The organism is Mesorhizobium sp. WSM4819 (genome assembly GCF_055811215.1).
Genome location: NZ_JBVVQO010000002.1, coordinates 343,831 through 368,132, shown reverse-complemented (window position 1 = coordinate 368,132; position 24,302 = coordinate 343,831). Strand labels below are relative to the sequence as shown.

Genomic DNA, 24,302 nt, shown 5'->3' with positions numbered 1-24,302 from the left:
GCTGATCTACCGCTACGGCCCCAGCCGCGAAAGGGCAAAGTGGCAATGGGCGACATGGGGCGCCTTCCTCGCGGCTGTGGTGTGGATCGCGGTCTCGATAGGATTCTCCTATTACCTTGAAAACTTCGCCGACTACAACGCGACGTATGGAGCCCTGGGGGCAGTCATCGGCTTGATGATGTGGACCTGGATCTCCGTGATTGTCCTGATTGTGGGTGCGGAGCTGAATGCCGAGATGGAGCATCAGACCGCCAAGGACACCACCACAGGTGCGCAGCAGCCGATGGGTGCGCGAGGTGCCACGGTCGCCGACACGCTGGGCGGATCGGCCGATGCTGCCAACCAGCAGTCGCGTTCGGGCGAGCGCAACACCTAATGCGCAGATCACGTGAGATCTCCGCAGAGCCGTAGAACGCCCCGAAATCAGCGTCGAAGGTCTGGCTGGGGTGGAAAGTTGACTCAGCGCGGCGTGTCGGCGAATGGCAGGGCAACCACCTGATGGTCGTCCTCGAGGACGATATAGCCGGGCCGCTTCGTCCGTAGTTCATCGATCCTGATGCGCCCGCTTCAACGAGAGCGACAATTGGGCGTAACCTCCGAACATGCTCGTCCGCGCTGGCCTTGACCTAAGAGATCGCCGTCCCTTGTGCACGGGGATGATGTGATGCCGAAAACCGCGTCGGTTCTGCCATGTTGGTCTCGAACCACGACAGTTGCTCCGCGAGCGCGAGTTCTTCAACGCTCGATGCAGCAGCCGGGATCTCTGCAAAGAGCATAGGCGACTTTGAACACGCCGCTATGATGGCCGAAAGGCGGGTGCGTCGACTGCGTGAAAAATCGAAGGAACGTGCCGCTCATCTCAATTCCACCGTCAATGGCGCGATGAACATCGCCTGCGTGCTCGCTACAGACGAGCATGAGTTCGAGAGCGGCGCCATCAAGGCCAACGCACCGGTCGCCGAAAGCCACTACCGCAAGGGGACCGGTGAAGGTCGGGAGGCAGTCACTGCAGCAATTTTCTCGCTGAAGACCAGGGCGCGCTGTAAAGAGACCTCGCTTCACGAGGTGGAAGGAATACGGAACACGTCAGCGATCTTTGTCCTACCTATGACGATATGAAGTTCCTGTAGGGCGGCGTTGCCGACGTTAGCAACCTGTGATTTCTACTGTCATTTTGACTTCGAAGTTCGCCCGAAGCCCGAAATCAAAATCAACCGAACTCGAAATCACGACACTAGGGCGTTGTGTCGATTCAGCGCTGGTCCAGCTTCTTCGCAGCCTCCAGCTGCTTCGATTCGATTTCGTCCAGCACTGCTTCTGGCGCAATGTCCCTCTTAATCTCGCCGACTTCTATATCGCTTAAGGCTGGTTTTGCATTCAACCGATCCGCTATCGAATCGACAAGTTCAGTAAGTTTTGTGAGTTCGTGCTCCGTCAGCAGGCTCACCTGAAGGTCCAGATCCGCCCGTTTGTCTGCGGCAGTTGACATCCGGTTTTGGCTGATCAGTACAAAGGTCGAGAGAAATATGGCCTCGACGGAAGCTACCATGGCCAATATCACGAATGTCGGATCAAATGGCGGAGTGATCGGTATCCAGCCCAAGTTCGAGACGATCCAGCCGCCATACACGGCCAAGTGAAGATACACGAAACGCATACTGCCCGTAAAAGAAGTAATCGCCTCAGCGATTTTCTCTTCCAAAGTTGCATCGCTGGCTTCTTTCGCCCGGCGCTCCTCAATCGCTTGGATATTGCGTTTCAGTGCTTGGCTGAGTTCAGTCGGAGGTGGCGGAGGCAACGTTGGAGAATCCATGGAACACCCGTTGGATAGCTATCGGTCCTGCCACTCTGGGCAACGTACAAATCATGGGTATTCGACTTTGTTCCCGACTAGAGCCGTCTAATCATTGGCTCTCCTCATTTACTCGGGCGATTTCGGGGTCTTAGACGCTTGGCGTCGCCATTGCTAAGGAAAGGCAGGGTGATCTGGCCGCTGAGCGTCTTTCGCTATGGTCGAGGATTGAAGCTAGTGAGTGCAATCGGCGCCTGGGTCCGTATCCTGGTGAGGCACCACGCGAATTTCGTTCTCCGAACACGAAGGCGCGTCACCAGGGCAAGAGAACCGTGTCAGAAACTGTTTTGTTCGCGCCGGTCACTTGGCTAGGACCGCTTCTCATTGACCAAATCTGATGCGATAATGGGGGAGAACAAGTCCGCGCTTAGGAGGGGCCACAAACGCCCGCTCAGCGGCTGCCTCGTCCTCCGCAACGCCGAGGAAGGCCCGATCGACCATGAATGGCAACTGCAAGCGCTGCTACCGAACAATCAGTTCGGCACGCCCGCTTCGGAATTCGTGCTTGGCAAGGAACGACACGATCGCCGCGGCAATCTTTTTGCCGCCCTGTTCCGAAGGCTCGATGGCGTTGACAAAGTCGGCGTCCTCGCCGCAGACAATGCGAAGGTCGATAAGCGGAACGCCGCGCACGGCGGCTGCTCGTGTGATGCAATCGTTGAGGATCGACAGGGCCGTTACCGCAATGCGTCTCTGGTCGGGGTCGGCATACCGGACATCGTAGATCGAGCAAATCGCGGTCGGCAGCCCTACAGCCAGAACGGCATCCAGCGTCGACATATACTCCAAGCAAAACTGCTCTCTAATTTCGGCGAGCCTCAGCAGAGTGTCGGCAACGGACCGCGATGGAGCGTTCAAAACGGAGGAGACGCCGAGTGCGTCGTTCCCTCCCACGCTTACCACCAGATGAGTGGCGTCGGATGGCAGGCGGTTCAGTTGCCGGCCCACATCCGCCATGACGCTGCCGTCAACGGCAAGCAGCATGGCCAACCAGCCGATCGGGAGCTGACGCAAAACGTGGGCCAATAGATCTGCTCCATCGGCCACATAGGCGCTGTTGTCGAACACCGAATCGCCTAGTAGCACAACCTTGTTCATCGTCCCCACGTCCTCGGCGGAAACAGTTTGTACGGTGGAAAATGCTTGTCCCGCGGCGGCGGCCAGCAACAGGCTCCTGCGCGATATCTTTACCAGACTGGCATCTCCCACGACTGTCGCTCGTGCGCGAGCCTTCAGTGGCTGCTGTTCGAGTTCGCTCCGCTTTCCGGATCAATCGTCCGCCGTCCTCTCCTCTTCCCGCCGCTGATACGCAAGAGCCAAAGCGGCCGCTATGGCTACTCCCGCGGCGCCCAGCAGGAGTTTGTCTCGAGTCTCCTGATCGCTCATGACGCCCTGAACAGCCGATGATGCCCGGCCGGCTGTGGCGGCTACTCGCTGGGCCGCCTCGCCGGAGGTCTGCCGCATATCGTCGATCATGTTCGGCGTCCCGGCGCTCCAATCCCGCACTCTCTCTTTGACGGCGCCGGCCAGCTCAGTTGTTTGCTCCTTCACTGCTTCCGCCGTCTCGGCGCCCAGTTCGCCGACCTTCTCCGCCAGCTCGCCGGCTTGCTCCTTCAAGCGCTCTGTGGCGTAGGAGAAATGATCAACTTGCTCGCCCATGTCTGGTATTGAAGGTGTCCGCAACAGGCTGAATAGTCCCGCTCCGATCAAAGCAGTTGCAATCGGCGGACGGTGCAGGAGACGCCAAGCGAGACCAGCCCCAATCACCAATGCGGCGCTCGGGTTGGCTGCCGCCTTTGCCTTGAGATCATCGACGATCCCCTGAGCCGTCGACTGCGCGGTCGATCTTGCTTTTTCGACCAGCGCGTCCTTTGCCTCGAGCGCCTCTTGCTTCAGCTCGTCGGTAAACTCGGACAATGTATTTGGCGATCGCAGCGTCGACAGATGTTCGGCGAGCCTAGCCCGGGCTGCCTCTACATCATGTTCGAGCTGGCGGAGACTTGCCTCACCCATTATGAGCCTCGCTTGCCGCTAGACCGTCCGGATTTGCTCGGCCGAGAGGCATCCGATTGTGGCGATTGGTCCGATTTGGCCGAGTTATCTTGCGAGCGGCCCATGCCGCCCGACTGGGGCATGCCGCGCTGAGCCGATTGAGCGCGCGATCCACCCGAACTCGCGGATGGCGCCTGCGCGTGCTCGCCCGACAAGGCGCTGCCGAACGCACCAGCCACGTCGCTCGCAACCTCCTTGAGGCCATCGGCATCAAGGCCGCGCTCCTTGGCTGCCCTCCTGAGACGTTTGCCCGCCTCCTCTGTCGATTCCTTTAGCCGTTCGCCAGCCCTTTCTGCGGTGTCCGTCAGCTGCTCTGCGGCTGGGCCAAGGGTCCGGTTCTCAATGTCAGTGGTCCGGAAGGCAGCTGCAACAGCCGCCCCGGCGGCAAAACCGAGCAGCGCCAGCGTCAGTGGCTGCTCTTGCGCCACACGGTTCATCGTATCTTGGAGCGTGGATTGGGCCTGCCGGGCGAATTGTTCCGATGTCTGGGAGACGTTGCGTCGCGCCTCGTCCGCATATGTCGATGCCGAGGATGCGTAGGAACTTGCGGTTGCCGCCACCTTCTCGCCGATCTCGGAAACATATTCACGTGCTGCCTCTACCGCCGCTGGGGCGCCGCCTTCTCTGGTTTCCGCCTCGTGTCCATCGGGGCGCGTGCTCGAAGACCTTGACTGAGCCTTTCGGTGGCCATTGTTTCCGCGGGATTCCTCAGCATGCCCGAAGCTACTGATGGCCGATGACCCGCCGCGGCGCATCAACAATGCGCAGCCGGCCGCAACGAGGAGAAGACCTTCCGGGTTGTTTTTGGCGGCGCCGATGAGCCATTCCGCCGTTCCGAGATTGGCCGTACGTGATTCGCGGCTCATGACAGATGCTCCTTGGTTGTCGAGATGTCCTGCTTGATCTGATGGATGGAACGGGTCGGCGTTATCTCCTTGTGTGCGTCCATGCGGCCCTTGTAATAGGCGAGCGCTCCAGCCCCGGCCGTGATGGCGGCAACAATCAGGCAGGACCAGTGCACTGCGATCCCAACGCTCGCTATCCCGAAGACAAGCGCCTGCACTGCCAAAAATGCCGCGATCAGCCCCAGCACGCCAGCAGTGGACATCCAAATACCCGCCCGAAATTTGGCGAAGAGATTTTCAGACAACTCCGCGCGCGCCAGTCGCAGTTCCTTCTGAACAAGATCGGCAAGGTCGGCAACGACGTCGGACAGTGCGCGAGGAAGCGTGGAATTCTTGAGCTGCTCATGTGCCATGGAATTCGTTCGCTCCTTGCCGGTTACGTTCGTGCATAGGCTCGTTGGAAAGCGGCGACGCCGGAGGTGCGCTCTTCAGCGTTCGAAATGTCAAAAAGCCCGCAAGGGCGGCAAGTCCGAACACCAATGCCGGCTGACGCCTTGTCAAATCGGAGGCGGCGCGGACCAGCTGATCGACCGACTGGTCCCGCAGATCGTCTGCGTACCCGTCGATTCGGTTGGCGAACGTACGGACCACACCGGCGACTAGCGGTGCGCTTTCGTCGAGGTCCTCGGCAGCGCGTTTTGTCGAGCTTGCGAGCTGACCCATCACCTCGGCACCGCTGCCGACCTTACGATCCAGCATTTCCTTTACTTGGCTGGCAACTGTTGACGCACCATCCGCGGCCGACTGCTTGACCGTATCGGCTGCCTCTTGAGCCAAATCGGATGCCTTGGAGAACGCGCCGCCCACTGTTGCCCCAACGTCCTTCTTTGCACTGTCATCTGGTGTCTTGGGCGCGGAATCCCGTTCCATGTTTTGGTTGTTCATAATTTCCTCCATTGACTGACAAAACTGCGGGAAAACCCGTTGGTTCCTTGGAACTGCTCAAACAATGTAGATAGCGGTCTGGCCGCCTGGCAGCCCCTGTAAGGCGGCCAACTTTTTGCCGGCGCGAATCTCTTTCCACCCTCGACCCTGGACAGATGGTCGTGCAGGCAGCGTGCTTCAAATTAAGGGGTGCCTGGACGTGCTGAAGGGGAGTAAAGCCGTCGCCTCGGGCCGGAGGGCGTTCATCTCCCGAAGGATATGCGCATGAGCCCTACAACAGAATTCTTCGAAAACTGGCTACAGGAGAACGTCGGCAACCTTCCTGCCAAAAGCGGCGTGAGCATTGCCGCCTTGAGCTCAGCAGTTCGAGCAAGATGCCGAAGCGGCAGGCTACGGTCACGCGGTACGAGAAGACAAGATCGGCAACGTCGAGGACGCCATAGAGAAGGCGCTGGAACGGGCTAGGACTGGAGAAGAGGCGCAAGTTGCCGTCCTGGCCTGAGGAAGTGATCTTGCGCCGGTCATGGAGGCCTTAGCAGTCAATGACGCGAAAAGCGGGCCGCAGGGCTCTGGATTCCGCTTCGCGCCCCTGCAACCGCCCCGCCTCAGCGTTCGCGCAGAGCCGCCGCACTGGGCCGGCCACGTCTAGACCGGCTCCGCCCGTCACGCCCGGGAGGCACGTTTCCCTTCGCCGAGTCGTCGCTGCACCGCCAAGGCGAACGTCGTCGCAACGAGGATCTATCCCCAGCGCGGCGAGCCCCGGTTCGTCAATCAGCGTCACAGCCTTCGATGGCTCTACCCAGACACGTTACGCTCGCGCCGCTCGGGCCATTTGGACAGCTGGCGCGTTCAATGGCCACGAAATGCGCGGCGCAACGGCCCTACCTTGCCTTTTCGCATCTCCTGCGCGACTAGTCCCCCGGCAGCCAAACCCAGAGCGAGCGCTACATACGCAGCTGCGATGGAGCGCTTAGAAAGCACTGTCTCCCAGCCCGGGGTCAGCCGCTTCGGCACAACGAGATAGTCCACAGCCGCAGCGATCGCCGCTACCGCGGAGGCATCGCGAAGCATCAGTAGCGGCGACCGCGGATGATTTCTGGCGAGCCAAGCCTCGAAAGGAGCGGCCCAGAATATTGCCGAAGCATGATGGGTGCCGAAGCCGACCGCCGTGTGCGCGAGGTCGGCCTTCCTAACCGCACCAGCCTTGTCGCCGTGGAGCCAGTGGCTGGTGGCGTTGGTCGGCTGCAGCGCCGACTTTCCTTCGGTTTTGGCCAGAAGGGCGAGGAACGCCGCCGTCACAACACTTGCGACCGTGCCGGTCACGCCTGTCGAAAGTCCAGTCTTCAGCAAGCCGTTCACATTAACCTCCGTAACTCTCCCTCTTTTTAACCGCCGAACCGAAGCTCAGTTCCCGACACCTCCATTAACGGCAAGGAGCTGTATCACAACTGAAGTGTCAATCCGCCGACGGCGCGTTCTTTTCGCGTCTGTCAGGTGATTGCGACCGCCCGGGTATACGGTGGTAGAAATCATTTTCTGCGCCGCCGCCCCGGAAGAGGTTTTCATTGAAATTCCGCCAAGTTTTACACTGCCATCGCACATTCATCGATGGACTGCGGCAGTTGCGGCCTTGCTGCGGGTGTTTTCGCCTCTTGCGGCTTCACTCTTTGCGGCGCCTGGAAAGCCGGCGGTGATTTAGGCGAACCTGCCGGCCCGCAGGCTCAAGAGCAGCAAGGGCCATTGATCGCCCGATATCGGCCAGCGGCGATGACGCGTCGGCTATGGCGAGCGGCAATGTCAATGCGCCCCGCGTCCAAGCCACCTGTGCCGCAAGAATCCCCTGCGCAAGGGCCGAAATTTTTTCGCTCACCGCCTTGACGGTTTCCGGCCGACCTGAAACCAGCGAACCGGTTGCCTCGGCAACCAGGATCGGCAACCGCAACCCCACAACCCAGGGCGCGAGCATCAGGTTCTGGGCAAGAGCAATCTCAGCGCGGACGCGCCTTCCTCGGTGACTGGCCAACACTCGTTACTCCTTCTGTTTGGATTTTGCGGGTCCAGATAGGCGGGCCGGCAATGACCACCAACAACATGCGCCTGTTCAGGGTTCCATAGCCCAGTCCTTCCGTCTCGGCCCGTTCTCGTCAACGAGCTTGTCCATGCCGCCGATTAACCGCAGTCGAAAGCAGATGGTCGCTCGTCTCAAGGGCATACGGTCCCGTTCTCGACATAATGACATGACAAGCTTCAGCAAATTGATTGTTACGGCAGGCCTCGCATCGCGGCTTTGTTCCAAAAATAAAAAAGCCCGCCGCACCTTTCGGCACGGCGGGCTGTCCTCCCAGTCGCTCACGTCATTCGATGATCTTAATGATTTTGCGTGTGCCCGGGTCAACGACAACGGTCCGGTTGTCGACGACAACGGTGCGGTATTCGGTGTTGGGGACTTCATGAAGCTCGACCGTCTCGGGCAGGGTTGAGCCGATGTTGAGCTCCACTCCAGGGATTTTGACCGATGCGAGCGGCTGCTTTTTCACGTATTCCCTGATGACCGTCTCCTGTTCAGGCTCGATGACTACGTCCTGAGCGGCAGCGGCACCGATGCCTGCCAGCAGCAAAAATCCCGCGGCTGCAGTGGAAAGATGCATTCTCATAACTGTCTCCTTCGTGAGGGCTGATGCGCTGAACGGGATCGCCTTAGCGCCAGGTATCTAACCTCAGGCAGCTGCATTTGTTCCCCTTGAGGGACTTTGGTCTGACGCGCGACAGGACCTAGTCTCGCCTGTTTTGGCGTAATAGGCCGGACATAGCGCCACCCGGAACCGCCGCTGCGCATAGTCGTTGATCACTGCAAGTTCACGGGAAGGAGCCCATGGAAAATAGTGTCCACCAAGCCCGCTGGTTACTCGCTCCGGTCTTCGCAGTTTCGATCACATTCCTGGCGATTGGAATAATCGTTAGCTAAAGGCCAACCAATTTGACATCTGCGCAGCTAAGTCCCTTCCTGCGCCGATAAAGGAGCACCCGCCATTCCTCGATTTGGCGGGTGGCCCGTGCGGCTGAGCAAAGTTCACCCGGCGGAGGCCTCTCAGTGGTTCAAAGTCAGAGGGGCGGAGTCACCTCACAGCAGGTCTTCGGCAACCCCGTCGAATTTCCTGAGGCCTATGCTTGGAGGCTGTCGCTTAAGAAGCCCCTGTTCACTTGCGGCCGCCTTGAAGGCATCGAACGCGGCTTGTTGGGTGCAGTGTCCGGCCAGGCAATCCTCGATCATTCGAATTGCTTCAAGTCGGGATGGCTTGCCCATGAATGGCCATGGTTGCTGAAGCGCCGTCTCAGCATCAGGGATCGACGCAACCAGCATCGATCTGTCATTCAGGTAAATTGTAATCGGAATAAACGCCGGCATCTTTGTCGCTCTCCAGGATTGAAGGCGGCTAAACGCGAAGACATGGCGGTGGTTGCATGAATGTTCGTCGGGGCAGTGGTGCTCTTGATTCGCCGGGTCCAGGCCGCGTTGCTCGGCGCCAGGGGCTGGACGTCCGAAGAGCCCTGATAGTTTCGGTTCCTGAACGGAAAAGCCCGCGCCTCACGAGGGAGGGCGCGGGCTGATCGGAGCATCACCCGACCGGCAGCAAATCTTGAGAGGGACCAAGACCATGCTGCACGCCCCGAACTTCCGGCTTGAATCTATCTTCCAGCGAAGGGTCGAAAAAAAGCGGCGAAAGCAGGACCTTGGTTCCGTCTACCGACCCAACGGCAGTTTCGACGCTGAGACAAGTTCGTCCTCGTCAGTGATACCGGCCGTATAATTTGCAAGGATCCGGGACGCGAGAGCCTCACGTAGATGTTCGGAGTCGCCCTCCCTTGAGCCGGTCAAACACACGGCCCAGCGTAGCCACTTCGGATGCACTGAAGACGCCAGCTTCTTTAGCTTTTCGATAAATCGGCATACCACCTCTCGGGCTAAAACATTCTGCGCAACTAAATACGATTCAGGACATCTCGGACAACCAAAAAGCCCAGGCGCCTTTCGGCACGGCGGGCGAGACGCCTTAGTCGTTCACCGAGCGGCGATTATAATCTGAACAGACCCGCTCACCGCTTTGCAGCTAGCGACTTTGCTTCCCGGAGCAGAGATGCCCAATGGAACCCGAGGAAGGAGATAAGCTCTCGGGCCTGTTCTTCGGTGATGCCGGTCTCTTTGACCAAGCGTCGAACGACGATTTCAGGGTTGTTCGGCGCTCTATTCTGTTCGTCAGCCATAGGAGAAACTCCTTACGCTGTAACTTCGCTATCTGGCGCTTGTTCCCAAGCGCGTGACTAACAAAAGCACCGAGTTAGCCGTAGAGGAATGGAAAACCGGGTAACGCCTTGTTCGAGCCATCCCGTTCTTCGGCCGCGGCCTTACGGCACGTCAATGAAAAGCCCGCGCCTCTGGCCGAGAGCGCGGGCCCGATCGGTGTGGGGCCGATCTGCAGCGGGCAGCGAAGAGCACGCCAACTGGTCACAGACAATTATTAGAATTCTCTAAAGTTCTACCCTGACTAAGGACCGTTTACAATCATAGGTGGGACGATTCCCAAACCGGCGGAAAGTTTTCTCTTGGGAAAATCAAGTCTGCTTTAGGCCTGCCTATCACTGGCAGGCCTGACAACTCGCGCGGATCCCTGAAAAATTCGCCGTATTCGGCTAGTCTGAGACTGAAAACCCCGGCAACCGCCGGGGTTTTCAGCACACTGACTGCTAATAATACCAGTCCCAGACCCAAACACGCCTGCGAAAACACCGTCTGCGCAGACGGCCATATCGCCAGGCACGACGACAGGCCCTTCTCCAAGCCCGCCGTCGGCGCCGCCGCCTGCGGTGCCAGCTCCGATGTCGGACCGGCTCCGCCTGAGTATCCTCATCTTCGAACGGCTCTGTCTCCAGCGCGTCGAGTTCATCGAGGATGCCACTTCTGGCGCTCGGTACGCCGGCCACCGCGTTGATTGGCCGAACTGCGCTCGCAAGGGCTGCTGCCCCAGCAACGCCAAACACTCCTGTCAAAAATAATCGCCGATCCATGGAAACCTCCAATTTCAAAGCCAGCGAGACAAGGTCGCAATTGGGAAATAGCGCGGTGGATACAAAAGCAAAGTCAGATGCGTTTAGAGAGGCTTAACGGTCGGCTCCGCGAACATGTTACGGTCCCCGAAGCGATGACTTCGTCAATTCTCGCCATGCCGCATTGCACAATCACGCTTCGTGCGCAAAATGCGGCATGATCCGGAAATCCCTCACCGTCCTGGTGATCGACGAAAACCACATCCGCGCCGCCATCATCGAGGCGGGATTGCGGGAGGCCGGGCATGAGCAGGTCACGGTCGTTCACGATGTTGCGGGAATAGCGCGGCGCATTGCCGAGATCGAACCGGACGTAATCGTCATCGATCTCGAAAATCCCAACCGCGATATGCTTGAAAACATGTTCCAGCTTTCGCGCGTGGTGAAGCGGCCGATCGCCATGTTCGTGGACCGGTCGGATCAGGCTTCAATCGAAGCTGCGGTGGAAGCGGGGGTCTCCGCCTATGTCGTCGACGGGCTGCGCCAGGAGCGCGTCAAGCCGATCCTCGACATGGCGATCAGCCGCTTCAACGCGTTCTCGCGGATGGCGCGCGAACTTGAGGAAGCCCGCAGTGAATTGGAGGACCGCAAGGTCATCGACCGCGCCAAGGGCATCCTGATGCGATCACGCGGCCTGTCGGAGGACGCGGCCTATACGCTTCTGCGCAAGACCGCCATGAACCAGAACCGCAAGATCAGCGAAATCGCGCAGAGCCTGGTGACGGCGGCAGGCCTTCTGGATCCCGGAGAGAGTTGAGCATGGCGGCCGAACACCAGATCAATGCCGGTTTCATGCCGCTCTTCGACAGCGCCGTCCTTGTCGCAGCGAGGGAGATCGGCTTTGCCGCGCGCGAAGGCGTCGACCTGACGCTCAGCCGCGAAACCTCTTGGGCCAACATCCGCGACCGCATCGCGATCGGACATTTCGACCTGGCGCATATGCTGGGGCCGATGCCGATCGCTTGCAATCTGGGGCTCACCCCACTCGCCTCCGACACGATCGTGCCGTTCTCGCTGGGGCTGGGCGGCAACTGCGTAACGATTTCGAACACGCTCTGGGCAGGCATGGCCGCGCACGGCGCCTTGCCCGATCTCAATCCGGCGCGGGCCGGCAAGGCCCTGGGAGCGCTGATCCGTGAACGGGCAAATGCCGGTCGCGACCCGCTGCGCTTTGCGGTCGTGCATCCGCACTCCGGACACAATTACGAACTGCGCTACTGGCTCGCCGCCTGCGGCATCGATCCGTCGCGCGAAATAGAAATCGTCATCGTGCCGCCGCCCTTCATGGCCGACGCACTCGCCGCCGGCAGGATCGACGGCTACTGCGCCGGCGAACCGTGGAACAGCGCCTCGGTCGTCGCCGGCACCGGCCATATCGCCACGGTCAAGGCCACCATCTGGAAGACCAGCCCCGAGAAAGTCGTCGGCGTGCGCAAGGCCTGGGCCGAAAAACACCCGGAAGCGCTTTCGGCGCTGCTGCGCGCGCTCCATCACGCCGCGCGCTGGTGCCAGGATCCGGCAAACCGCGGCGAACTGGCCGCCCTGATGGCGCAGCCTTCCTTCCTCGGCCTTTCGCCGGCGCTACAGATGCCGATCCTGACCGGACATCTCGCGCTGGGCGGCGGCGCGGAACTGACCGTCGAAGACTTCTTTCTGGCTTTCGGCAAGGCGGCAAATTTTCCGTGGAAAAGCCACGCGCTGTGGTTCTACACGCAGATGGTCCGTTGGGGGCAGGTCAAGCACAGCGCTGCCCACATGGCGCTCGCGCGGGACACCTACCGGCCCGACCTCTATCGCGCAGCGCTGAAGCCGCTCGGCGTCGCACTTCCCGGCGCCAATTCTAAGGTGGAGGGCGCGCTGGCGTCTGCCACACCTGTCGGCTCCGCCGGCGCCAGTCTGGTGCTCGGCCCCGATGGTTTCTTCGATGGCCAGATATTCGATCCCGACGAGGTCGACGCCTACATTGCCGGGCAGAAATTGGCGCGCGCCGAAGCCTGATCATTTTCGCGCCATTCTTGTGCATTGCACAAAAATTATGCGTGCAACGGCGCTAATGAACAATCTTTGGCTTGCTCGCCCAACGGGCCAGCGCGCCGATGATTGTGGCATGCCGTTGATCTCATTGATGTTTGTCATCCATTCCGAAACTGGCACGGTTCCTGCATTGCAATAGGCAGACTCTTTTCGGGTCACGGAACAGGCGTCCAATGGCGGGCGCTACAGGCAAAGCTGCCGCTCAGGTCAACACGCGATCCCGGATGGACGGACGCGCGCGGCCTGGCCGGCGGCTTTTTTTGTTTTGACCGAGCACGGCAATCGACGGCGCTGATCCCAAGCAGTGCCCAACGGGAGACGACGATGACGAAACGCATCAAGACTGAAGCCCCTCTCGAGGGCATGACCCGCCGCAATTTTCTGATGGCAAGTGCTGCCACCGCGGCAACCCTGGCAGCGGCACGCGCGCTGCTGCCGTCTGGCGCCTATGCGGCGCCCGCGGCACCGGAAGTCACCGGCGCCAAGCTCGGCTTCATCGCGCTGACCGACGCGGCGCCGCTGATGATCGCCAAGGAGAAGGGCCTGTTCGAGAAATTCGGCATGCCCGATGTCGAGGTGCTCAAGCAGGCCTCCTGGGGCGCGACGCGCGACAATCTGATGCTCGGCGGCGAAGCCAACGGCATCGACGGCGCCCATATCCTGACGCCGATGCCTTACCTGATGCATACCGGCAAGGTGACGCAGAACAACCAGCCGATGCCGATGGCGATCGTGGCGCGGCTGAATTACGACTGCCAGGCGATTTCCGTCGCGCAGGAATATGCCGGCACTGGCGTCGGCCTCGACGCCTCCAAGCTGAAGGACGCCTTCGCGGCCAAGAAGGCCGAAGGCAAGGAGGTGAAGGCCGCCATGACCTTCCCGGGCGGCACCCATGATCTCTGGCTGCGCTACTGGCTGGCTGCCGGCGGCATCGATCCCGACAAGGATGTCTCGACCATCGTCGTGCCGCCACCGCAGATGGTCGCCAACATGAAGGTCGGCAACATGGACGTGTTCTGCGTCGGCGAGCCATGGAACGAGCAACTCGTCCATCAGGGCGTCGGCTTTACCGCCGCCACCACGGGCGAGTTGTGGAAAGGCCATCCGGAAAAGGCGCTCGGCCTGCGCGCCGCCTTCATCGACAAGAACCCGAACGCCACCAAGGCGATCCTGATGGCCGTCATGGAAGCCCAGCAATGGTGCGAAGCCATGGAAAACAAGAACGAGATGGCGGCCATCATCGGCAAGCGGCAATGGATGAACGTGCCGACAGCCGACATCATCGGCCGCCTCAAGGGCGACATCAATTACGGCAATGACCGCGTCGCCACCGGCACCGACCTCTACATGAAGTTCTGGAAGGGCGGTGTGTCCTATCCGTTCAAGAGCCACGACAGTTGGTTCCTCGCCGAAAACATCCGCTGGGGCAAATTCGCGGCGACCACCGACATCAAGGCGCTGGTCGATCAAGTCAACCGCGAAGATCTGTGGCGCGCGGCGGCCAAGGATCTTGGCGTTGCTGCGGCCGATATCCCGGCGTCTCCATCGCGCGGCGTCGAGACCTTCTTTGACGGCAAGATTTTCGATCCGGCCAACCCGTCCGCCTATCTCGACAGCCTCAAGATCAAGGCATCGGCCTGACGTCGACGGCAAGCGCCGCCGCTGCGCCGCTTGCCAGTGCTCAAGGAGCTTTTTGCGAAATGTCTATTCAAGCCATCGAGGACACCAAGGTGAAGGCGTTCCCCGCGCCTGCCAAGCCTGCAGAGGTCATAGCTTTCACCGCCAAAGTGGGGCGCCGCTTCGATCCCGCCGCGATCGCCGGCAAGCTGGCGAGCACGCTGGTGCCGCCGGCCGTCGTCATCATCGTCATGCTCGTCGTTTGGCAGGTCGCCTGCTCGTCGCCCAATGCCAGCTTGCCGCCACCTAGCCAGGTATGGAACGAGGCCTACGATCTGATCGCCCATCCGTTCTTCGACTATGGTCCGCAGGATATCGGACTGGCCTGGCGGGTGCTGATCTCGCTGCAGCGGGTCGCCATCGGCTTCGGCCTGGCTGCCATCGTCGGCGTCGCGCTCGGTGCGCTGGTCGGCCAGTCGATCTGGGCGATGCGCGGCCTCGATCCTGTGTTCCAGATTCTGCGCACCGTGCCGCCGCTCGCCTGGCTGCCGCTGTCGCTGGCTGCCTTCCGCGATTCCAGCCCGTCAGCGATCTTCGTCATCTTCATCACCTCGATCTGGCCGGTGATCATCAACACTGCCGTCGGCGTCCGCAACATTCCAGAGGATTATCGAAACGTCTCCCGCATCCTCAGGCTCAACCAGCTCGAATTCTTCGTAAAGATCATGGTGCCGGCCGCGGCACCTTACATCTTCACCGGCCTGCGCATCGGCATCGGCCTGTCCTGGCTCGCCATCGTCGCCGCCGAAATGCTGACAGGCGGCGTCGGCATCGGCTTCTTCATCTGGGACGCCTGGAACTCGTCGCGGCTGCCCGACATCATCGTCGCGCTCGCCTATATCGGCGTCACCGGCTTCTGCCTCGACCGCTTGGTCGCGGCGGCCGGCGCCTTCGTCACCCGCGGCACAACGGCAAAGTGAGGAGAGGCGCGATGACGGCCTACCTGAAACTCGACCATATCGACAAATCCTTTGCCCGCGGCGGCCAGGTCAGCGAGGTGCTGAAAGACATCCGGCTGACCATCGACAAAGGCGAATTCGTCTCCATCATTGGCCATTCCGGCTGCGGCAAGTCGACCTTGCTCAACCTGATCGCCGGGCTGACCAGAGTCTCCGCCGGCGCGGTCCTGCTCGAGGACAAGGAGGTCGACAGCCCCGGACCCGAGCGCGCCGTGGTGTTCCAGAACCACAGCCTTTTGCCGTGGCTCACCGTCTACGAGAACATCAATCTGGCGGTGTCGAAGGTGTTCGGTTCGACCAGGACCAAGGCCGAGCGGCATGACTGGATCATGCGCAATCTCGACCTCGTGCAGATGGCGCATGCCAGGGACAAGCGGCCCGCCGAGATATCGGGCGGCATGAAGCAGCGCGTCGGCATCGCCCGCGCGCTGGCCATGGAGCCGAAGATCCTGCTGCTCGACGAGCCCTTCGGTGCGCTGGACGCTCTGACGCGCGCCCATCTGCAGGATGCGGTGATGGATATCCATTCGAGGCTTGGCTCGACGACGATCATGATCACGCACGATGTCGACGAGGCGGTGCTGTTGTCCGATCGCATCGTCATGATGACCAACGGTCCAGCGGCGACCATCGGCGAGGTGCTTGCGGTGCCGCTGGCCCGGCCGCGCCGGCGCATCGAGCTTTCCTCCGACCGGACCTTCCTGCGCTGCCGCGAGGCGGTGCTGAAGTTCCTCTACGAACGCCACCGCGTCGTGGAAGCCGCGGAGTAAGGCCATGACCGAAAAACGCGTCATCATCTACAATTGGCAATCTGCATCGGCAATGGGCAATCTACCGCATTGCACAAATATTATGCTGCTGTGCAAGGCATTCTGACTAATCTTTGATCCGCTGCCGGGCTTGGTCAAAAATCGCGCGGCTGCGGTTCACATTGATTTAATTCGATAATCTGGAGCGCTGTCGAATTGGCACGCTTCCTGCTTTTCAGATTGTAGGTCCGAAGGGCCAAGTGACACGGCGTCCAATGGCGGGCGCCACAGGCAAAGCTGCCGCTCAGGTCAATACGCGATCCCGGATGGACGGACGCGCAAAGACCTGACCGGCGGCTTTTTTTGTTTTTACGCGATCGACGGCGCTGGTCCCAAGCGGCGCCCAACCGGAGACGACGATGACGAAACGGATCGGAACTGGCGCGTCCCTCGCGGACTTCACGCGCCGCGATTTTCTGGCCAGCAGCGCGCTGACGGCGGCACTGTTCACCGCCGCGCTCCTGCTGTTTCCCGTCGGCGCCAAGACGGAAAACAAGGACCTGGCCGTGGCGAGCCCGGTCTCGTTGGACGCACTGATGCCGCGCCGCTGATCATTCACCCACAAACATCCGCGGTGCCTCCCACGCCGCAAACCGGAGCCAGACGTTGACCGCAAATCTCCCAGCCTCGCCCAGCCAGGACAATGCTCCCCGCCAGGCGCTTGTGATGTCCACCATCGCCTTCACCGTCTGCTTCGCGGTGTGGACGATATTTTCAATCATCGGCGTGCGCATAAAGCAGGACCTTGGGCTGAACGAGACGGAGTTCGGCCTGCTGGTCGGCACGCCGATCCTCACCGGTTCGCTCGTGCGCATGGTGCTCGGTGTCTGGACCGACCGTTTTGGCGGACGGCTGGTATACACCGCGACCATGCTTGCGGCGGCGGTCGCGACCTTCCTGCTCGCTTTTGCGCAAACCTACGGACAGATGCTGGTCGCCGCGTTAGGCGTTGGGCTCGCCGGTGGTTCCTTCGCCGTCGGTGTCGCCTATGTCTCACGCTTCTTCCCGGCCGGCAAGCAGGGCACGGCGCTTGGCATTTTCGGTGTCGGCAATGTCGGCGCCGCGGTCACCAAGTTCCTGGCACCATTCGTGCTTCTCTCCTGGGGCTGGCAGTCGGTCGCGCTGATCTGGGCGGCAGCACTCGTGGTCATGGCCGCCGTCTTCTGGTTCACCACCGACGACGATCCGGTCATCCGCGAGCGCCGCGCCGGCAAGGCAGCACCCGCGAGAAGCTTCTTGCAGGAATTCGCGCCGCTCAAGAACCTGCAGGTCTGGCGCTTCGCCTTTTATTATTTCTTCGCCTTCGGTGCATTCGTGGCGCTGTCGCTGTGGTTGCCGCGCTACCTGATCGGCGTCTACGGATTCGGCATCGCGACCGCCGGCATGATCGGCGCGGCCTATTCGATCCCGGCGAGTATCTTTCGCGCCTATGGCGGCGTGCTATCCGACCGGATCGGCGCCCGCACCGTGCTCTACTGGACCTTCGCGGTCAGTGCCGTCGCGACTCTCGTTCTGTCTCTCCCCTCGGCAGACTACGTCGTGCACGGCATCAGCGGGCCGATCGCCTTCCATTTCGAGATCGGCCCGTTCGCCTTCATAGCCGTTGCCTGCGTGCTCGGCTTCTTCATGAGCCTTGGCAAGGCCGCCGTCTACAAGCACATCCCGGTTTACTACCCGCAGAGTGTCGGCGCGGTCGGCGGCGTTGTCGGCATGATTGGCGGGCTCGGCGGCTTTATCCTGCCAATCGCCTTCGGCGCACTCAACGACCTCACCGGCGTCTGGTCGAGCTGCTTCATGCTGCTCTTCGTCATCGTCGCCACCTGCTTTGCCTGGATGCACTTCAGCATCCGGCGGATGGAGCGCGCGGCCGCCGCCGAAGCTTCAGGCCTTTCCTACGCGGCTGAATGAGACAGGAGTGGATCAGGACATGACCGAAAAACTCGTCATCATCGGAAACGGCATGGCCCCCGGGCGCATGCTGGAGCACCTGCTGGAAAAGGCGCCGGACCTCTACCAGGTCACCATCTTCAATGCCGAGCCGCGCGTGAACTACGACCGCATCATGCTGTCGCCGATTCTGTCAGGCGAAAAGGACTATGAGGAGATCATCATCCATGGCGATGGCTGGTACATCAAGCACGGGATCACCCTCTACAAGGGCCACAAGATCGTCGCCATCGACCGGCAGGCAAAGACCGTCACCTCCGACCACGGCGTCACCGAGCCCTACGACAAGCTCGTCATCGCCACCGGCTCGGTGCCGTTCATCATCCCGGTGCCCGGCCACGATCTGCCGGGCGTGCTGACCTATCGCGATCTCGACGACGTTCGGGCGATGATGCTGGCCGCGCAGTCACGGGCCAAGGCCGTGGTCATCGGCGGCGGCCTGCTAGGGCTGGAGGCGGCTGCGGGCCTGAACGCGCAGGGCATGGACGTCACCGTGCTGCATGTCATGCCGACGCTGATGGAACGACAGCTCGATCCGGCCGCCGGCTATCTCCTGCAGCGGGCCGTCGAGCAGCGCGGCATCAAGGTCATCACCAAGGCCAACACCCAGGCGATCACAGGCAAGGGTAAGGTCGAGCAGGTGGAACTCGCCGACGGAACCATCATCCCGGCGACGCTGGTGGTGATGGCGGTCGGCATCAGGCCGAACGCCGCTCTCGCCAAAGAGGCCGGTATTGCCGTCAATCGCGGCATCGTCGTCGATGCCGGCATGCGCAGCAACGACCCCGACATCTTCGCGCTCGGCGAATGCGCCGAGGTCAACGGCATGGTCTACGGCCTGGTCGCACCGCTCTATGAGATGGCGCGTGTCGCCGCCAGCCAGTTGGCCGGCGACGAGGCCGCCGCCTTCGTCCATTCGGACACGCCGACCAAGCTCAAGGTCACCGGCATCGAGCTGTTCTCGCTCGGCGACTTTGCCGAGGGCGAGGACCGCCAGGAGATCGTGCTGCGCGACGCCGCCGCCGGCGTCTACAAACGGCTGGTGCTCAGGGATGACCGCATCATCGGCACCGTGCTTTACGGCGAGACGGCGGACGGCGCCTGGTTCAACGATCTCAAGAAGAAGCAGACCGACATATCGGAAATGCGCGACACGCTTATCTTCGGCCAGTCATACCAGGGAGGCGCCTCCCTGGACCCTATGGCGGCCGTTGCAGCCTTGCCGGATGATGCGGAAATCTGCGGCTGCAACGGCGTTTGCAAGGGAAAGATCACTGGCGCGATCACGGCCAAAAGCCTGACCTCGCTCGACGACGTGCGCGCTCACACCAAGGCGTCCGCCTCCTGCGGCTCCTGCACCGGGCTGGTCGAGAAGCTGATGGTGCTTACCATCGGCGACAAGTATAATCCGGCGGCGGTGCAGCCGATGTGCGGCTGCACCACGCTCGGCCATGATGAGGTCCGCCGGCTGATCAAGGCCAAGGGCCTGAAGACCATTCCCGCCGTCATGCAGGAACTGGAATGGACCACCTCCTGCGGCTGCGCCAAATGCCGGCCGGCGCTCAATTACTATCTCGTCTGCGACTGGCCGGACGAGTATGCAGACGACTACCAGTCGCGCTTCATCAACGAACGCGTACACGCCAACATCCAGAAGGACGGCACCTATTCGGTGGTGCCGCGCATGTGGGGCGGCGTCACCAATGCCGCCGAACTGCGCGCCATTGCCGACGTCGTCGACAAATTCGAAATTCCAATGGTCAAGGTCACCGGTGGCCAGCGCATCGACATGCTCGGCATCCGCAAGGAGGATCTGCCGGCGGTGTGGGCCGATCTCGGCCAGGCCGGCTTCGTCTCCGGCCACGCCTATGCCAAGGGACTGCGCACCGTAAAGACCTGCGTCGGTTCGGACTGGTGCCGCTTCGGCACGCAGGATTCGACGGGGTTCGGCGTCCGCATCGAGAAATTCATGTGGGGCTCGTGGACGCCGGCCAAGGTCAAGATGGCGGTGTCGGGCTGCCCGCGGAACTGCGCCGAGGCAACCTGCAAGGATGTCGGCGTGATCTGCGTCGATTCAGGCTATGAGATCCATTTCGCCGGGGCAGCCGGCCTCGACATCAAGGGAACCGAGGTGCTCGGCCTGGTCAAGACCGAGGACGAGGCACTGCAGCATATCGTGGCGCTGACGCAGATGTATCGCGAGCAGGGCCGCTATCTCGAGCGCATCTACAAATGGGCCAAGCGCATCGGCATCGCCGAGATCAAGCGCCAGATCATGGACGATGGCGAGAAGCGCAAGGCCTATTTCGACCGCTTCGTCTTTTCGCAGAAATTCGCTCAGGTCGACCCATGGTCGGAACGCGTTTCCGGCAAGGACAAGCACGAATTCCGGCCGATGGCTTCGGTCGGCTTCGCGCAGGCGGCGGAGTGATGATGATGAACTGGATTGCTGTCGGCACGCTCTCAGACATTCCGCGCCGCGGCGCGCGCTGCGTCGCCACGCCTCAAGGCAAGATTGCTGTCTTCCGCACCGCTGACGATCAGGTCTTCGCCATCGAGGACCATTGCCCGCACAAGGGCGGGCCGCTCTCGCAGGGGATTGTCCATGGCGCGGCGGTGACCTGTCCTCTGCACAATTGGGTGATCTCGCTGGAAACCGGCAAGGCGCTCGGCGCCGACGAAGGTGCGGTGCGCACCATTCCGGTGCGGATCGAGGGCGAGCGCCTGTTCATTGCGCTGGAAGCGCTGGCCAGTCGCGCGGCTTGAATTATGAAGATCGACGAAGCGCGCGAGGTGAGGACCACCTGCCCCTACTGCGGGGTGGGCTGCGGCGTGCTGGCGAAGGTCGCCGCGAACGGTGAGGTAACCGTTCGCGGCGACCCTGACCATCCGGCGAATTTCGGCCGGCTCTGTTCCAAGGGCTCGGCGCTGGCCGAGACGATCGACCTAGACGGACGGCTGCTCTATCCGGAGATCCACGGTCGCCGCACCGACTGGGACGAAGCGCTCGACCTCGTCGCCTCGACTTTTTCGCGGACCATCGCCGAGCACGGTCGCGACGCGGTCGCCTTCTACGTCTCTGGTCAGTTGCTGACCGAGGATTATTATGTCGCCAACAAGCTGATGAAAGGCTTCATCGGCTCGGCCAATATCGACACCAATTCGCGCCTGTGCATGGCCTCGTCGGTTGCCGGCCACCGCCGCGCCTTCGGCTCTGACACGGTGCCGGGCAGCTACGAGGATCTGGAACTCGCCGATCTGATCGTGCTGGTCGGCTCCAATCTCGCCTGGTGCCATCCGGTGCTCTACCAGCGCATTGCCGCTGCCCGGGAAAAACGGCCCGACATGAAGGTGGTGCTGGTCGACCCGCGCCGCACGATGACATCAGATATTGCCGACATGCATCTGGCGATCGCGCCCGATGGCGACGTCGCGCTGTTCACAGGGCTGCTCGCCTATCTCGGCCAGCACAACGCGCTGGACCGCACCTATATCACGGCGCACACAACCGGCTTCGGGCAAGCCCTTTTTGCCGCTTCCGCGCTAGACCTTGCCGGCATCGCCGCTGCCACGGACCTCGGCGAGGACGAGCTTGTCCGCTTCTACAGCCTGTTCGCCGCGACGGCGAATACGGTGACCGTCTACAGCCAGGGCGTTAACCAGTCGTCCTCGGGCACCGACAAGGTCAACGCCATCATCAACTGTCATCTCGCTACCGGCCGCATCGGCAAGCCCGGCGCCGGACCGTTTTCGGTGACCGGCCAGCCCAACGCCATGGGCGGTCGGGAGGTCGGCGGCCTGGCCAACATGCTGGCCGCCCATATGGAGATCGAAAACCCCGAGCACCGCGACCGCGTGCAGCGGTTCTGGAGTGCGCCGACCGTCGCCGAAAAGCCCGGCCTGAAGGCGGTCGAGATGTTTCAGGCGGTAGCCGATGGGCGCATCAAGGCGCTGTGGATCATGGCTACCAACCCGGTCGACTCGATGCCGGACGCCGATGCCGTCGAGGCGGCGATCAAGGCCTGCCCGTTTGTCGTGGTGTCGGACGTGTTGGCCAAGACCGACACGGTCCGCCACGCCCACGTCCGGCTGCCCGCCGCCGCATGGGGCGAGAAGGACGGCTCGGTCACCAATTCGGAGCGCCGCATCTCGCGCCAGCGCGCCTTTTTGGCCACGCCCGGAGAGGCAAGGGCCGACTGGTGGATCGTCGCCGAAGTCGCCAAGCGGATGGGTTTTGACGAAGCGTTTTCGCATCCGTCGCCAGCCGATATCTTCGCCGAGCATGCCGCGCTGTCGGCGTTCGAGAATGACGGCGCCCGCGATTTCGACATCGGTGCGTATGCCGGGGTCGATGCAGAGACCTATGAGGAGTTGGCGCCATTCCAATGGCCGGCGCCGAGCCAACGCACCCCCCTCTGGCCTGCCGGCCATTCCGGCAGGCCAGAGGGGGGTGTTCAAGCTGGACATAGCTCAGCCAGCACCCGCTTCTTCGCCAACGGCAACTTCTACACACCCGACGGCAAGGCGCGTTTCATCCCGATCCGTCCAGTTCCGCAAACCCGCACGAACGAAAAATTCCCGCTGGTGCTCAACACCGGGCGGGTTCGCGACCACTGGCACACCATGACGCGGACGGGAAAAAGCCAGCGGCTGTCGCAGCACCTGGCCGAGCCGTTCGCCGAAATCCACCCGGCGGACGCGCAGCACTTCGGCATCGGCGATGCCGACATCGTCCGCGTCTCGACCGAGCATGGCGAGGTGCTGCTTCGTGCGCTGGTGACGGCGCGGCAGCGGCCAGGCTCGGTCTTCGTGCCGATGCATTGGACGGACCAGTTTTCCGCGCGGGCTCGTGTCGATGCGCTGGTGGCGCCCATCACCGATCCGATTTCAGGACAGCCGGCCTCGAAGAATGTTGCCGCCAGGGTGGAACGCTTCGCTGCCGTCGCGTTCGGCTTCGCGGTGCTTGCCGAACGGCCAGCCTCGATCGACGCCGACTATTGGAGCCTCGCCCGCTGCGCCGCCGGCTGGCGTCTCGAGCTTGCGCTGGAAGCCGACCGGGACTGGCCGGGTTTCGCGGCCTCGCTTTTCGGGGCGGACGCGCCAGGCGAGACGCTCGCCTATCATGACGTCGCCGGCGGGCACTATCGCTTCGCCCGCTTTGCCGGCAGCCGGCTGACTGGCGCGCTCTATCTTGCGCCCAGGCCGGTCGCGGTGTCGCGCGGCTGGGCGGTCGAGCAGTTGAGCGCGGACGATGCCGATCGGCGCGGGCGACTGGCGATCGTGGCGGGGCGGCCGGGCGGCAACAGCGTCGATCGCGGCGCCATCGTCTGCTCCTGTTTCGGGGTCGGCGCCAATCAGATCGCCGAAGCGGTGCGCGGAGGCTGCGTAAGCGTCGAAGCGATCGGCGCCAGCTTGCATGCCGGCACCAATTGCGGCTCCTGCCGCGCCGAGATCAGGACCATCATCGAGGCGCGGCGCCTTCACGCGGCGGAGTGAGGGCGTCCAAAGCGCGTCGCGACGCTTACCAGCAATTTACAAACGGTGGGCTACCAACGTCCTTATCCGATTCGTTCCGAGCAGGACCCTTATGAGCAAAGCCCTCACTTCATTCGCATTGGTGGCCATATTGACGGCTTTGCTGATGGCTCTCAGCCTGGCGGTGGCCAGGCATGGCTATCCCTTTGGTGCGATCGGCGCAGAACGCCTGGACGACGTCGCCGATGCCGGGACATTTATCCCGCTCGCGGCCGTGTACTTCTTCAGCGCGCTGCTGATGATGATCCTGCCGATCAGGGTCGCCGGCATCGTCCTGACACATGCTGCGGATGCGATCTTCTGGACAGTCATCGTGTTGTTCGCGGCCATCATTGGCGGCCTCGCCGCCAGATGGGCTTTCGATCGAAGCAATGTCCTGCCGGCACTGCTGAATTGGCGGTTCCTGTTTGTCGTGGCCGTCGTCGGCTGCCATCTCTTCATGAACGAGCTGCGCCGCAATATCCTGCTGAGAAGCCTGTTCTTTGTCGTCTTCGCCGCAGCGACGCTCGCCTGCCTGTTTTGGTCGTTCACCATCTGAGAAACC

General features: G+C 61.8%; 23 protein-coding genes. 13 read left to right on the top strand and 10 right to left on the bottom strand.

The window, feature by feature from the left end; all coding sequences use genetic code 11:
• Together AC0L18_RS03805 and AC0L18_RS03800 are read left to right on the top strand one after the other, a co-directional pair.
• Nucleotides 1–376 (top strand): YihY/virulence factor BrkB family protein (locus AC0L18_RS03805; protein WP_473490669.1); only part of this gene is annotated, 376 nt, incomplete at its 5' end.
• A 314-nt stretch (nt 377–690) separates the two neighbouring features.
• A complete protein-coding gene (locus tag AC0L18_RS03800; RefSeq protein WP_473490668.1) occupies nt 691–1,119 on the top strand; it encodes a hypothetical protein in 429 nt (142 codons plus the stop codon).
• Between the two features lie 133 nt (nt 1,120–1,252).
• Here the strand turns inward: AC0L18_RS03800 and AC0L18_RS03795 are convergent, their stop codons facing one another.
• From AC0L18_RS03795 to AC0L18_RS03750, 10 genes are all read right to left on the bottom strand, one after another.
• Complete coding sequence (locus tag AC0L18_RS03795; RefSeq protein ID WP_473490667.1) at nt 1,253–1,813, bottom strand: DUF1003 domain-containing protein; 561 nt, start codon at nt 1,811–1,813, stop codon at nt 1,253–1,255.
• Nucleotides 1,814–2,314: 501 nt separating this feature from the next.
• The gene (locus AC0L18_RS03790) at nt 2,315–3,019 is read right to left on the bottom strand and encodes an SGNH/GDSL hydrolase family protein (RefSeq protein ID WP_473490666.1); all 705 of its coding nucleotides are present in this window, start codon (nt 3,017–3,019) and stop codon (nt 2,315–2,317) included.
• Nucleotides 3,020–3,121: 102 nt separating this feature from the next.
• Complete coding sequence (locus AC0L18_RS03785) at nt 3,122–3,865, bottom strand: hypothetical protein (protein ID WP_473490665.1); 744 nt, start codon at nt 3,863–3,865, stop codon at nt 3,122–3,124.
• A gap of 901 nt (nt 3,866–4,766) precedes the next feature.
• Nucleotides 4,767–5,162, bottom strand: coding sequence for a phage holin family protein (locus tag AC0L18_RS03780; RefSeq protein WP_127318649.1), 396 nt, complete (start codon nt 5,160–5,162; stop codon nt 4,767–4,769).
• Nucleotides 5,152–5,694 (bottom strand): hypothetical protein, encoded by a 543-nt coding sequence (locus tag AC0L18_RS03775; protein ID WP_473490664.1) that lies wholly within the window; start codon nt 5,692–5,694, stop codon nt 5,152–5,154. Before AC0L18_RS03775 ends, AC0L18_RS03780 begins: the two co-directional genes overlap by 11 nt.
• Nucleotides 5,695–6,543: 849 nt before the next feature.
• On the bottom strand, nt 6,544–7,053 hold the full coding sequence (locus tag AC0L18_RS03770) for a hypothetical protein (protein WP_473490663.1): 510 nt from the start codon (nt 7,051–7,053) through the stop codon (nt 6,544–6,546).
• Nucleotides 7,054–7,354: 301 nt separating this feature from the next.
• The gene (locus AC0L18_RS03765; protein WP_473490662.1) at nt 7,355–7,717 is read right to left on the bottom strand and encodes a hypothetical protein; all 363 of its coding nucleotides are present in this window, start codon (nt 7,715–7,717) and stop codon (nt 7,355–7,357) included.
• A gap of 331 nt (nt 7,718–8,048) precedes the next feature.
• Complete coding sequence (locus tag AC0L18_RS03760) at nt 8,049–8,348, bottom strand: DUF1236 domain-containing protein (protein ID WP_473490661.1); 300 nt, start codon at nt 8,346–8,348, stop codon at nt 8,049–8,051.
• A gap of 467 nt (nt 8,349–8,815) precedes the next feature.
• A complete protein-coding gene (locus AC0L18_RS03755) occupies nt 8,816–9,100 on the bottom strand; it encodes a DUF982 domain-containing protein (RefSeq protein ID WP_287217585.1) in 285 nt (94 codons plus the stop codon).
• A gap of 689 nt (nt 9,101–9,789) precedes the next feature.
• Nucleotides 9,790–9,957, bottom strand: a complete 168-nt coding sequence (locus AC0L18_RS03750) for a hypothetical protein (RefSeq protein ID WP_473490660.1) — start codon at nt 9,955–9,957, stop codon at nt 9,790–9,792.
• Between the two features lie 997 nt (nt 9,958–10,954).
• Between AC0L18_RS03750 and AC0L18_RS03745 the strand changes: the two genes are divergently transcribed.
• The 11 genes from AC0L18_RS03745 (at nt 10,955) to AC0L18_RS03695 (ending at nt 24,296) form a co-directional block, all read left to right on the top strand.
• Nucleotides 10,955–11,554, top strand: coding sequence for an ANTAR domain-containing response regulator (locus tag AC0L18_RS03745; RefSeq protein ID WP_473490659.1), 600 nt, complete (start codon nt 10,955–10,957; stop codon nt 11,552–11,554).
• Nucleotides 11,555–11,556: 2 nt separating this feature from the next.
• Nucleotides 11,557–12,795, top strand: coding sequence for a CmpA/NrtA family ABC transporter substrate-binding protein (locus AC0L18_RS03740; protein WP_473490658.1), 1,239 nt, complete (start codon nt 11,557–11,559; stop codon nt 12,793–12,795).
• Nucleotides 12,796–13,155: 360 nt separating this feature from the next.
• The gene (locus tag AC0L18_RS03735) at nt 13,156–14,472 is read left to right on the top strand and encodes a CmpA/NrtA family ABC transporter substrate-binding protein (protein WP_473490657.1); all 1,317 of its coding nucleotides are present in this window, start codon (nt 13,156–13,158) and stop codon (nt 14,470–14,472) included.
• 59 nt (nt 14,473–14,531) lie between these two features.
• Nucleotides 14,532–15,428 (top strand): nitrate ABC transporter permease, encoded by an 897-nt coding sequence (gene ntrB, locus AC0L18_RS03730; RefSeq protein WP_473490656.1) that lies wholly within the window; start codon nt 14,532–14,534, stop codon nt 15,426–15,428.
• 11 nt (nt 15,429–15,439) lie between these two features.
• Nucleotides 15,440–16,237, top strand: coding sequence for an ABC transporter ATP-binding protein (locus AC0L18_RS03725; RefSeq protein WP_473490655.1), 798 nt, complete (start codon nt 15,440–15,442; stop codon nt 16,235–16,237).
• Between the two features lie 398 nt (nt 16,238–16,635).
• Entirely contained in the window at nt 16,636–16,827 is a 192-nt protein-coding gene (locus AC0L18_RS03720; protein ID WP_473490654.1) for a hypothetical protein, read from the top strand.
• A 55-nt stretch (nt 16,828–16,882) separates the two neighbouring features.
• Nucleotides 16,883–18,184 (top strand): MFS transporter, encoded by a 1,302-nt coding sequence (locus AC0L18_RS03715; RefSeq protein ID WP_473490653.1) that lies wholly within the window; start codon nt 16,883–16,885, stop codon nt 18,182–18,184.
• 19 nt (nt 18,185–18,203) lie between these two features.
• On the top strand, nt 18,204–20,654 hold the full coding sequence (gene nirB / locus AC0L18_RS03710) for a nitrite reductase large subunit NirB (RefSeq protein WP_473490652.1): 2,451 nt from the start codon (nt 18,204–18,206) through the stop codon (nt 20,652–20,654).
• Nucleotides 20,654–20,989 (top strand): nitrite reductase small subunit NirD, encoded by a 336-nt coding sequence (gene nirD, locus AC0L18_RS03705; RefSeq protein WP_208602492.1) that lies wholly within the window; start codon nt 20,654–20,656, stop codon nt 20,987–20,989. Before nirB ends, nirD begins: the two co-directional genes overlap by 1 nt.
• Nucleotides 20,990–20,992: 3 nt before the next feature.
• Nucleotides 20,993–23,719: a nitrate reductase gene (locus AC0L18_RS03700; RefSeq protein ID WP_473490651.1), complete on the top strand. Its 2,727-nt coding sequence runs from the start codon at nt 20,993–20,995 to the stop codon at nt 23,717–23,719.
• A 91-nt stretch (nt 23,720–23,810) separates the two neighbouring features.
• Nucleotides 23,811–24,296: a hypothetical protein gene (locus AC0L18_RS03695; protein WP_027151538.1), complete on the top strand. Its 486-nt coding sequence runs from the start codon at nt 23,811–23,813 to the stop codon at nt 24,294–24,296.
• Nucleotides 24,297–24,302 lie beyond the last annotated feature (6 nt).

Excerpts from the sequence above, each read along its gene's own strand:
- AC0L18_RS03800 (WP_473490668.1), top strand. The coding sequence starts at position 691 with ATGTTGGTCTCGAACCACGACAGTTGCTCCGCGAGCGCGAGTTCTTCA.
- AC0L18_RS03795 (WP_473490667.1), bottom strand. The coding sequence starts at position 1,813 with ATGGATTCTCCAACGTTGCCTCCGCCACCTCCGACTGAACTCAGCCAA.
- AC0L18_RS03785 (WP_473490665.1), bottom strand. The coding sequence starts at position 3,865 with ATGGGTGAGGCAAGTCTCCGCCAGCTCGAACATGATGTAGAGGCAGCC.
- AC0L18_RS03780 (WP_127318649.1), bottom strand. The coding sequence starts at position 5,162 with ATGGCACATGAGCAGCTCAAGAATTCCACGCTTCCTCGCGCACTGTCC.
- AC0L18_RS03775 (WP_473490664.1), bottom strand. The coding sequence starts at position 5,694 with ATGAACAACCAAAACATGGAACGGGATTCCGCGCCCAAGACACCAGAT.
- AC0L18_RS03760 (WP_473490661.1), bottom strand. The coding sequence starts at position 8,348 with ATGAGAATGCATCTTTCCACTGCAGCCGCGGGATTTTTGCTGCTGGCA.
- AC0L18_RS03755 (WP_287217585.1), bottom strand. The coding sequence starts at position 9,100 with ATGCCGGCGTTTATTCCGATTACAATTTACCTGAATGACAGATCGATG.
- AC0L18_RS03750 (WP_473490660.1), bottom strand. The coding sequence starts at position 9,957 with ATGGCTGACGAACAGAATAGAGCGCCGAACAACCCTGAAATCGTCGTT.
- AC0L18_RS03745 (WP_473490659.1), top strand. The coding sequence starts at position 10,955 with ATGATCCGGAAATCCCTCACCGTCCTGGTGATCGACGAAAACCACATC.
- AC0L18_RS03740 (WP_473490658.1), top strand. The coding sequence starts at position 11,557 with ATGGCGGCCGAACACCAGATCAATGCCGGTTTCATGCCGCTCTTCGAC.
- AC0L18_RS03735 (WP_473490657.1), top strand. The coding sequence starts at position 13,156 with ATGACGAAACGCATCAAGACTGAAGCCCCTCTCGAGGGCATGACCCGC.
- ntrB (WP_473490656.1), top strand. The coding sequence starts at position 14,532 with ATGTCTATTCAAGCCATCGAGGACACCAAGGTGAAGGCGTTCCCCGCG.
- AC0L18_RS03725 (WP_473490655.1), top strand. The coding sequence starts at position 15,440 with ATGACGGCCTACCTGAAACTCGACCATATCGACAAATCCTTTGCCCGC.
- AC0L18_RS03720 (WP_473490654.1), top strand. The coding sequence starts at position 16,636 with ATGACGAAACGGATCGGAACTGGCGCGTCCCTCGCGGACTTCACGCGC.
- nirB (WP_473490652.1), top strand. The coding sequence starts at position 18,204 with ATGACCGAAAAACTCGTCATCATCGGAAACGGCATGGCCCCCGGGCGC.
- nirD (WP_208602492.1), top strand. The coding sequence starts at position 20,654 with ATGATGATGAACTGGATTGCTGTCGGCACGCTCTCAGACATTCCGCGC.
- AC0L18_RS03700 (WP_473490651.1), top strand. The coding sequence starts at position 20,993 with ATGAAGATCGACGAAGCGCGCGAGGTGAGGACCACCTGCCCCTACTGC.
- AC0L18_RS03695 (WP_027151538.1), top strand. The coding sequence starts at position 23,811 with ATGAGCAAAGCCCTCACTTCATTCGCATTGGTGGCCATATTGACGGCT.